This is a genomic window from Photobacterium alginatilyticum (genome assembly GCF_009910675.1).
In the GTDB taxonomy this organism is placed as follows: domain Bacteria; phylum Pseudomonadota; class Gammaproteobacteria; order Enterobacterales; family Vibrionaceae; genus Photobacterium; species Photobacterium alginatilyticum.
On the sequence record NZ_RSEJ01000007.1, the window covers coordinates 226,007 to 235,803 of the forward strand.

Annotated in this window: 8 protein-coding genes; 2 read left to right on the forward strand and 6 right to left on the reverse strand. The window is 50.2% G+C overall.

The features are described 5' to 3' along the window. Positions 1–71: 71 nt before the first annotated feature. The 5 genes from fabD to yceD form a co-directional block, all read right to left on the reverse strand. Complete coding sequence (gene fabD, locus EIZ48_RS09170; RefSeq protein WP_160650319.1) at positions 72–995, reverse strand: ACP S-malonyltransferase; 924 nt, start codon at positions 993–995, stop codon at positions 72–74. A 166-nt stretch (positions 996–1,161) separates the two neighbouring features. Continuing rightward, on the reverse strand, positions 1,162–2,118 hold the full coding sequence (locus tag EIZ48_RS09175) for a beta-ketoacyl-ACP synthase III (protein WP_160650321.1): 957 nt from the start codon (positions 2,116–2,118) through the stop codon (positions 1,162–1,164). A 5-nt stretch (positions 2,119–2,123) separates the two neighbouring features. Further along, on the reverse strand, positions 2,124–3,149 hold the full coding sequence (plsX, locus tag EIZ48_RS09180) for a phosphate acyltransferase PlsX (RefSeq protein WP_160650323.1): 1,026 nt from the start codon (positions 3,147–3,149) through the stop codon (positions 2,124–2,126). A 9-nt stretch (positions 3,150–3,158) separates the two neighbouring features. Further along, complete coding sequence (gene rpmF / locus EIZ48_RS09185) at positions 3,159–3,329, reverse strand: 50S ribosomal protein L32 (RefSeq protein ID WP_006231206.1); 171 nt, start codon at positions 3,327–3,329, stop codon at positions 3,159–3,161. A gap of 19 nt (positions 3,330–3,348) precedes the next feature. Then, on the reverse strand, positions 3,349–3,864 hold the full coding sequence (gene yceD, locus EIZ48_RS09190) for a 23S rRNA accumulation protein YceD (RefSeq protein WP_160650325.1): 516 nt from the start codon (positions 3,862–3,864) through the stop codon (positions 3,349–3,351). 361 nt (positions 3,865–4,225) lie between these two features. Here yceD and EIZ48_RS09195 point away from each other — a divergent pair, with 361 nt between their 5' ends. Beyond that, a complete protein-coding gene (locus EIZ48_RS09195; protein WP_160650327.1) occupies positions 4,226–4,807 on the forward strand; it encodes a Maf family protein in 582 nt (193 codons plus the stop codon). Positions 4,808–4,934: 127 nt separating this feature from the next. On the opposite strand, the gene rluC is transcribed toward EIZ48_RS09195, so the two are convergent. Continuing rightward, positions 4,935–5,879, reverse strand: coding sequence for a 23S rRNA pseudouridine(955/2504/2580) synthase RluC (rluC, locus tag EIZ48_RS09200; RefSeq protein ID WP_160650329.1), 945 nt, complete (start codon positions 5,877–5,879; stop codon positions 4,935–4,937). A 446-nt stretch (positions 5,880–6,325) separates the two neighbouring features. Between rluC and rne the strand changes: the two genes are divergently transcribed. After that, the gene (rne, locus tag EIZ48_RS09205; RefSeq protein WP_160650347.1) at positions 6,326–9,601 is read left to right on the forward strand and encodes a ribonuclease E; all 3,276 of its coding nucleotides are present in this window, start codon (positions 6,326–6,328) and stop codon (positions 9,599–9,601) included. Positions 9,602–9,797 lie beyond the last annotated feature (196 nt).

A 9,797-nucleotide genomic window follows, 5' to 3' on the forward strand; every position in this document is an offset into this window, starting at 1 on the left:
ATGCAGCCCGCCTTTTCCTGTTAACGCCAACTCTGCACGAAGCAAATGGCACCCAGAAGCAGGCCACAATCTTACTTGGCAGCGTCCAGGCTAGCCGGATCATTGACTGCAGCACTGCCAAGTGCACGATTAATTCGTTTAGTCAGGCCGGTAAGTACCTTGCCCGGACCCATTTCAAACAGTTGCTCGATGCCTTCTTCAGCCATGCGCTCAACAGACTCTGTCCAGCGAACCGGGCCGTATAGCTGTTTAACCAATGCCTGCTTGATTGCCGCAGGATCAGTTTCTGTTGCCACATCGGCATTGTTAATCACCGGAATAGAAGGCGCAGAGAATTCAACACTTTCCAGCGCTACCGCTAGTTTGTCTGCAGCAGGCTTCATTAGTTCACAATGAGACGGTACAGAAACAGGCAGTGGCAGAGCACGCTTAGCGCCAGCTTCTTTACACAGTACATTGGCACGCTCAACCGCTTCTTTATTACCCGCGATAACTACCTGGCCCGGAGAGTTAAAGTTCACCGGAGAAACAACCTGGCCATCAGCCGCTTCTTCACACGCTTTGGCAATCGCGTCATTATCCAGACCGATAATTGCAGACATCGCACCAACACCGGCTGGTACGGCTTCCTGCATAAGCTGGCCGCGAAGCTCAACCAGTTTTACCGCTTCTTTAAAATCGATAACGCCAGCACATACTAGTGCTGAGTATTCACCCAGGCTGTGACCAGCAAGTACCACTGGTTGTTCACCGCCCTGCTCTTGCCATACACGCCAAATCGCAACAGATGCAGTCAGCAGTGCCGGCTGAGTGCGGTGTGTCTGGTTAAGATCTTCTGCAGGACCATTCTGAACTAGTGCCCATAGGTCATAGCCCAGCGCATCAGAGGCTTCGGCAAAAGTTTGCTTTACAACCTCAAACTGCTCAGCCAGTTCGGCTAGCATACCAACAGCCTGAGAGCCCTGTCCCGGGAATACAATCGCGAACTTAGACATTCGAGAATCCTTATTCGTTATTACTGATTATTCAGTGTATTGACGAGCTATCCGCTGTGAAAACAAGCTGCTAACCACAAGCCGAAACACGGCAATAAAGCAGAAAGCGAATAGCTACAAATTAATTAAAAGCGTATCTGCGGCTTAATCTAATTCTTCACTCGAATCAGAATTTCACCAATGCAGAGCCCCAGGTGAAACCACCACCGAAAGCTTCAAGCAACAAAGTCTGTCCACGCTGGATCCGACCGTCACGAACAGCTTCGTCTAGCGCCGTCGGAACCGTTGCCGCAGATGTGTTGCCATGGCGGTCAAGGGTTACCACCACCTGATCCATCGACATCGACAGCTTCTTCGCCGTTGCCGAGATAATACGCAGGTTCGCCTGGTGCGGTACCAACCAGTCTAGTTCCGACTTGTCCATGTTATTGGCTGCCAAGGTATCTTTTACCAAATTTGACAACTGGGTTACCGCGACCTTGAAGACTTCGTTACCGGCCATGTACAGCCATTTGTCATCGCTGAAGTCCTGGCCGTGATCCGGAATAGCAAGGCTTAACAATCCGCCAAAGTGACCGTCGGCATGCAGGTGAGTCGAGATAATACCCTGTTCCTCGCTTGCGCCTACCACCACGGCGCCAGCACCGTCGCCAAACAGAATGATCGTCGAACGATCATCCGGATCACACTTATGAGAAAGCGCATCAGAGCCGATAACCAAGACGTTCTTGGCCATACCGGTTTTAATATGTTGATCGGCAACGCTCAGGGCATAGACGAAACCTGAACACGCGGCTGCGATATCGAATGCCGGGCAACCTTTGATGTCCAGCATTCCCTGGACCTGGCAGGCCGCAGACGGAAATGAGTGACTCGCACTGGTAGTCGCTACGATAATAAGATCAATGTCATCTTTATCAATGCCCGCCATTTCGATGGCGTTTAAAGATGCCTGATATCCCATTATAGCTACAGTTTCATCTGCAGATGCAATTCGACGCTCACGAATACCGGTACGAGCTACGATCCATTCGTCTGTGGTATCAACCATTTGTTCTAAGTCGGCGTTAGAACGTACTTGTGCTGGCAGGTAGCTGCCGGTACCTAAAATTTTGCTATACATGAAGACTAATAATGCCTCTCGAGTAAGACTTCTTCCAAACGGTCACTGATTTTTGTCGGTATTTGCCGTTTGACCTCGTGCACCGCTTCACCAATTGCATTAGAAAAAGCGGCAACATCAGCACTTCCATGGCTTTTGACCACAATACCGCGCAATCCTAACAGACTTGCGCCATTGTACTGGTCGGGGTTCAACTGTTTAAGACTGATGAATAGGTCATTAAACAACCACTTGGCAACTAAACGCTTCAGTGGGTTAGTGCTTATGGCATTTTTAATGCTGTCAATGAATAGATTGGCGACCCCTTCGCTGGTCTTTAGACTCACGTTGCCGACAAAACCATCACACACGATAACATCGGCGCGGCCACTGTATAATTCGTTACCTTCAAGATAGCCGATATAGTTTATGTCTGGTGAGTTTGCCAACATTTCGGCGCAACGCTTGACTAAATCATTACCTTTAATCTCTTCCTCACCAATATTAAGCAACGCGACCCGAGGTGACACGTTGTTTTCCTGCTCGGCCAGCACAGCCCCCATTACGGCAAATTGAAACAAGGTATCTGCATCACAGGATACGTTTGCTCCCAAGTCCAGCAACCAGGTTTTATTGTCGGTGTTGGTCGGAATGGCGGTTACTAGCGCAGGGCGATCAACACCGGGTAGTTGTTTCAGGGTATAGCGCGAAAGGGCCATCAGGGCTCCGGTATTTCCGGCACTGACACAGGCATCGGCCTGGCCATCGGAAACACTATCTAGCGCCATACGCATCGACGTTCCCTGACTGCTGCGCAATGCTTGGGAAGGCCGGGTTTCATTGGCAATAACATGCTCGCAATGAACAATACTGAGTCGAGGGTGTTGAAGTTGGTTTAGAAGGGACAGTTGAGATGTGATCGCACTTTGATCACCAAAAAGAATAACTTTGAGCTCTGGGTATTGCAACAATGCCTGCACGGAGGCAGGCACTGTTACTTGAGGACCGAAATCCCCGCCCATTGCATCAAGTGCAACGGTTAGACCACTCAAGGTTCAACCTTATTTGTTGATAACCTTGCGGCCACGGTAGAAACCGTCAGCTGTTACGTGGTGACGTAGGTGAGTTTCACCACTTGCAGAATCTACAGATACAGCTGCAGTTGTTAGTGCATCGTGAGAACGACGCATGCCACGTGCTGCACGTGATTTTTTGCTCTTTTGTACGGCCATTAACCCTACTCCTGTTAAATTACTTACTTAGATTTTTCAATACTGCAAACGGATTCGGACGCTCATCAGCAACGGGGATCTCACCAAAAGTCATGTTTCCACTGGCTTTACAGTCAGCTTCATCATGCATAGCGACTTGAGGCAACTCCAGAATCAATTCGTCTTCGACGATTTGAATCAGGTTAATCTCACCGTTTTCGTCGACGTCAGCCGGCTCATAAGCTTCCGGAAACTCATCAGCTTCCTCTGGTTTGAGGAGCGGACTGTAACAGAATTCAACACTATATTGGTGTTTGAACTCTTCCTGGCATCGCTGACAGGTCAACATCACTTCAACATCTGCACTACCGCGCATAAATGCAAGGTGACGTTGGTCAAAGTCAAATGATAAGGTGACGTTTGCATCACGTGTTACGCTCTGTGTTGACTCGGCCAAACGCTCAAGCAAATCGGCTTTGATGATGCCATCATAGTCGAGTTTTTTCTGAGCTGCGCGAACCGGATCAACCGTTAGCGGCAATTTTACCTTTTGCATAGGGCGCGAATATTAGCCTTCTAATCAGTTTGAGTCAAAGGAAATGTGCGCGAATTAACAGCATTTAGCCAATTCACTTAGCTGCAATTAAACCTGCTTGCTCAATCGAGGACATTTCCACCTTTTTGTCTGTTATCTGCCTGACTCACAACAAGTTGACCCTCGTAATATAAGCGGTCAAATAACACACAAAAGATGACTAAAACACAACCAGCCCCATTACTAAACAGACACACCCTCAGTATGGCGCGAGTTTGAAATTAATGGCTGCATTTCTTACATTAGCCAGACTAACTGCAAAGATGGCCCATTTAAATTCGGCCGCTAGACTAACACAATCCCATATAATCTTGGTACAACTATGACTCAACCTTTGCTCCTGGCCTCCACCTCCCCTTTCAGAAAAGCCTTGCTAGAGAAGCTGCAATACCCGTTTGAGACGGCTAGCCCAGACACTGATGAAACGGCCCATCCCGATGAAACTGCCGAGCAGCTCGTGACCCGGCTGGCTGAAGCCAAAGCCAAAGCCTGCGCAGTTGACTACCCAGCCCATCTGATTATCGGCTCGGATCAGGTATGCGTCATCAACGGCCATATTGTCGGCAAACCGCATACATCCGATAACGCCTTCAGGCAGCTACAGGCTGCAAGTGGCCAAGTCGTCACCTTCTATACCGGCCTGTGTCTATATAATGCAGTAACTGGCGATAGCGACGTGATCTGCGAACCCTTTCATGTTCACTTCAGAACTTTGACCGAGCAGGAAATCCAAAACTATATCCAGCGAGAAAGTCCGTTGAACTGTGCCGGCAGCTTTAAGAGCGAAGGACTTGGTATTGCCCTGTTTGACAAGCTCGAGGGCCGGGATCCGAACACCCTGGTTGGCCTGCCACTGATAGCACTGCGCGACATGCTCGCCAGGCAAGGGGTAGCGATTTTGTAATCAGGGCAAATAACATCCCCAATAAATAAGAAGGCGAGAAGCCAAACTCAGCTTCTCGCCCTAGTCAATACACCCACCATAGGCCCAATCTATTCAGCGCGGCTTTTTTCCACTATTTTATCTGTCGCTATTTTTTCCGTAGCTGCTCAATAGCCCTGGTCAGCATCGGCTCCATCGGTGCGTTGATATCCATTAGCTCTTCCGTTTTAGGGTGCTTGAACTTAATGTTTGCCGCATGAAGGAAAAGTCGATTGAGGCCAGATTTTTTCGTATACGCATCAAAACGCGGATCACCATAACGATCATCCCAGGCAATAGGATGGCCGGTGTACTGGCAGTGAACACGGATCTGATGGGTTCGGCCCGTTACCGGGCTAGCCTGCACCAACGTAGCCTGCTCAAGACGCTCTATCACTTTAAAGCGCGTATCCGATGCCTTCCCGTTCGGGTTAACGCGTACAATGCTGTTCACTTCATTTTTCATTAGCGGTGCCGTTACTTTTTTGCAACTGGCTTTCCACTCTCCCATCACCAGGGCAAAATAATATTTCTGTACCGTCTTATTACGGAATTGCTCCTGCAGCTGACGCAATGCAGAACGCTTCTTAGCCACCAGCAGTATCCCCGAGGTATCTCGGTCTATCCGATGGACAAGCTCGAGGAAACGGGCATCGGGACGAAGTGCGCGCAAGGCCTCGATAGCACCGAACTTCAAACCACTACCGCCATGCACCGCTGTTCCCGATGGCTTGTTAAGGATCAGCATCTGGTCATCTTCATAAATAATGCAAGACTCCAGCTCGGCAACTTTATTGAGCTTGGTACTGACCGGCGCCTGATCTTCTTTTTCCGGCACCTTCACCGGCGGCACCCTCACAAGATCACCATCCTGCAATTTATATTCAGGTTTTATACGTTTTTTGTTTACTCGAACCTCACCCTTACGCAAAATACGGTAAATCATACTTTTTGGAACGTTTTTAAGCCGAGCACGGAGAAAGTTATCGATCCGCTGGCCCGCAAAGTCATCAGTAATCTCGATGAATTGCACTTTTGGTTTATCATCTTTCATAGGTTTTGATTGTATCACGCATGCAAAGCAGATTGCCGCAAAAAAGTCACCCTGCTATCATTGCGTGCAGGAGTAGGAAAACTTGCCTACTTTTGTAACACGGTGAACAGAATATCACCTAACTGACTATTATTCATACAGCTCTGGCGAGAAGCGCAGCATATGGCGTAAGACGTTATTATCTCCGGAGTGTTTTTTAGCTTGCTCGATTATAGATTTTTTATTGGTGTGATAGATACCGCCGCGTGAAACGGTGATGCCAGCTGTATATTTCCTGATCTAATCATCTTGATACTGTTGGACAATACGTGTTGCCAGATAGCACTCCTGAATTCCAGCCGTGAGGCTGCATTTGTTATCAGACTTGGAGTCAGGCGCCGCCAGTACAAACTCGCTAATCGAGTCGCTAGTACAACGACAAAAACGAGTACAATATAATGAAAAGAATGTTGATTAACGCAACTCAAAAGGAAGAGTTGCGCGTCGCATTAGTTGATGGGCAGAAGCTCTTTGATCTTGATATCGAAAGCCCTGGCCACGAATCTAAAAAAGCAAATATTTACAAAGGTCGCATTACCCGCATCGAACCAAGCCTGGAAGCAGCGTTCGTTGACTATGGTTCTGAGCGCCACGGTTTCCTTCCACTGAAAGAAGTTGCCAAAGATTACTTCCCTGCCGACTACAGCTACCAAGGCCGTCCTAACATCAAGGAAGTGCTTAAAGAAGGCCAGGAAGTTATCGTTCAGGTCGACAAAGAAGAGCGTGGCAACAAAGGGGCAGCCCTGACAACGTTCATTTCTGTTGCCGGTAGCTACCTGGTGCTGATGCCTAACAACCCTCGAGCCGGTGGTATTTCACGCCGTATCGAAGGTGAAGAGCGTACTCAGCTAAAAGCGGCACTAAGCACGCTTGAGCTGCCTCAGGGAATGGGCCTGATCGTACGTACCGCGGGTGTGGGCAAGTCAGCTGAAGATCTGGAATACGATCTGAACTACCTGCTCAACCACTGGGAACGTGTAAAAGATGCGGCAGATTCTGCACCGGCACCTTTCCTGATCCACCAGGAAAGTAATGTTATAGCCCGTGCTATCCGTGACTATCTACGCCGTGATATCGGTGAGATTGTCATCGACAGCCCGAAAATCTTTAACCGCGCCCGTGATCATATCCAGCAGGTACGCCCGGACTTCCTGTCCCGTGTCAAACTGTATGAGCACAGCGAAACACCGCTGTTCAATCACTACCAGATTGAGAACCAGATCGAATCCGCGTTCCAGCGCGAAGTTCGCCTGCCTTCCGGCGGCTCGATTGTTATCGATCCGACTGAAGCCCTGACCTCTATCGACATCAACTCCGCCCGTGCAACCAAAGGCGGTGACATCGAAGAAACGGCGCTGCAAACCAACCTTGAAGCTGCCGATGAAATCGCTCGTCAGCTACGCCTTCGTGACTTGGGCGGTCTGGTGGTGATCGACTTTATCGATATGACCCCAGTGCGTCACCAGCGCGAAGTAGAAAACCGCCTGCGCGAAGCCGTTCGTATGGACCGTGCCCGGGTGCAGATTGGTCGTATTTCGCGTTTCGGCTTGCTTGAAATGTCTCGCCAGCGCCTGAGCCCGTCTCTGGCAGAAGCGAGCCATCACGTCTGTCCGCGCTGTTCTGGTACCGGTGTTATTCGTGATAGCGAATCTCTGTCACTGTCTATCCTTCGTCTGATTGAAGAAGAGGCACTGAAAGACAACACCTCACAGGTGGTAGCAATTGTGCCGGTAGCGATAGCCTCCTACCTGCTCAACGAAAAACGACGTTCTGTACAGCACATTGAAAAATCCCATGATGTGCGCGCTATCATCGTCCCAAATGCAGAAATGGATACTCCGCACTTTGAAGTTCTGCGTGTCCGTAGCGGTGACGAGCAAGATACCCTGTCTTATCACCTGCCACGTGCAATCGAAGCACTGAAAGAAGCAGAAGCGGCTGAAGCGCCACAGCAAGAACGTATCGTGAAGAAACGTGAAGAGCCGGTACTCCAAGGCTTTGCTGCACCTCAAGAACCAGCCGCTGCCAAGAAACAAGCACCGGTTCAGAAAGAGGTAGCGGAGAAAGCCGAGGACAAGCCTAGCATCTTCAGCCGTCTCTTCTCAGCCATTGCCAACCTCTTCTCGGGCTCTGCAGAACAGGAAACTGAGCAGCAACCGAAAGAAACTCAGGGCAAACGTAACCGCCGTGACGGCCGTCGCGGAGAGCGCCAAGACAAACGTCAGGACAAGCGTCAGGATAGCCGCCGAGGCAAAGACGGTTCCCGACAGGGCCGCAAGCGCCAGGACACTGATCGTGATAGCCGCAGTGGCGAACAACGTGAACAGCGCCAGCAGCGCCGCCGTGGTGACAAGCAAAAGCAAGACCGTCAGCAGCAGTTGGATAAGCCGGCCAAGCAGCAGCGTCAGCCACGTGACGAAGAAGCGAAAGAGCAAAAACGTCAGTCTCGCCGCGAAGAAATTCAGGCGCAGAAGCAACAACGCCGTCAGGAAGCCCAGCAAAACAAAGCTGGCAAGCCTGCTGCGGAAGAAAAGCGTGAGCAAGAGCAGGAGAAGGCAACGAAAGTCAAACAGCGTCGCCAGCGCCGTCAGCTACGCAAGAAAATCCGTATCGGTGATGAGCAGCAAGCTGCCCCTGTTCAGCAACAACAAGCAGAAGCAACTGTTGAAGAGCAGAAAGTAGCCACTCCTTTGCAGGAACTGGGTACTGCAGTAGCTAAGGAAGCACTGGCTCAGGAACCTCAGACCGAGAAAACTCAGGCCGCCAAAGAGCAGGCAGAGCAAAACGGTGAGCAGGAAAACGGCCAGCGTCGTAACCGTCGCTCTCCACGTCACCTGCGTGCAAGCGGTCAGCGTCGTCGCCGTATTCGCGATACTCGTCCAGAGAAAGGCGAAAACGTCGATAAAGCGGTAACCGAAGCCGTGGGTCATGCTGTCGAAGAAGCAACTGATGCACTGAACGACATGGAAAATGTGGTTACTGTGGTTGATAAGCCAAAAGTTAACCGTCCAGCTTCTGGTGTTGCCTCTCCGGAAATGGCAATGGGCAAAGTGTGGGCTCCTGCACCTAAACCGGCTGTTGAAGCCGTTGTCACTCAAGAAGAAGCTTCAGAGCAACCAGTCGCCGAGACTGAGGTTGAAGCAACACCTGAAGCAGCTACACCTAAAGCAACTTCACCGGCATTGGGTGGCGTAGCCATGCCAGAACTTGCAATGGGTAAAGCCTTCCCTCTTCGTGAGCCTGTGAAGGTAGAAACGGTAACGGAAGAAAGCGCTGCTGAGGCCGTAGTCGAAAGTACGCCTGTTGAGACAGCCGCTGTCGAAAGCCAGGCAGACGAAACGCCAGAAACCGCCGAAGTCGCGGTTGAGGAAACTGTTGTTGCCGAAGTTGCTGTTGAAGAAGCTGTTGCTGTAGAAACAGAAGCGTCCGCTCCGGTAGAAACTCCGGCTAAAGAAGCAACTGTCGCGTCCGCTGAGAGTCCAATGGTTACAGCCACATCACCACGTGGTCGACATGCCATTGCTCCAATGGCCAAAGCGCCAGCTCCGGCAGAAGAAAGTACTGATGCCCCTGTTGTCGCTTTAGCACCGCTACGTGAAGAGCGACTTGCAACCCGCCAGGCTGGTAGCCAAACGGCAACCAATGTTGCAACAGCACCAATGACAAAGCCTTCAATGGACTAAGTCAGAAAAATCACAGCTAAGTGAGTCAAAAAGCCATGCTAATAGCATGGCTTTTTTTTGGTTCTTCGCAGATTAGCGGGAACTGAAAACAAAAACGGTAGTAAGTGATATGGTTTAGTCGCCAAACAAAAACCTACACAAACTACCGTTTTCATGTCGAATAATACTTTCCTATCTTCCTTCTGGGAAGGCTTTC

Bases quoted from the DNA above. Each gene is read 5' to 3' on its own strand.
- fabD (WP_160650319.1), bottom strand. From the start codon at position 995: ATGTCTAAGTTCGCGATTGTATTCCCGGGACAGGGCTCTCAGGCTGTT.
- EIZ48_RS09175 (WP_160650321.1), bottom strand. From the start codon at position 2,118: ATGTATAGCAAAATTTTAGGTACCGGCAGCTACCTGCCAGCACAAGTA.
- rpmF (WP_006231206.1), bottom strand. From the start codon at position 3,329: ATGGCCGTACAAAAGAGCAAAAAATCACGTGCAGCACGTGGCATGCGT.
- yceD (WP_160650325.1), bottom strand. From the start codon at position 3,864: ATGCAAAAGGTAAAATTGCCGCTAACGGTTGATCCGGTTCGCGCAGCT.
- EIZ48_RS09195 (WP_160650327.1), top strand. From the start codon at position 4,226: ATGACTCAACCTTTGCTCCTGGCCTCCACCTCCCCTTTCAGAAAAGCC.
- rluC (WP_160650329.1), bottom strand. From the start codon at position 5,879: ATGAAAGATGATAAACCAAAAGTGCAATTCATCGAGATTACTGATGAC.
- rne (WP_160650347.1), top strand. From the start codon at position 6,326: ATGTTGATTAACGCAACTCAAAAGGAAGAGTTGCGCGTCGCATTAGTT.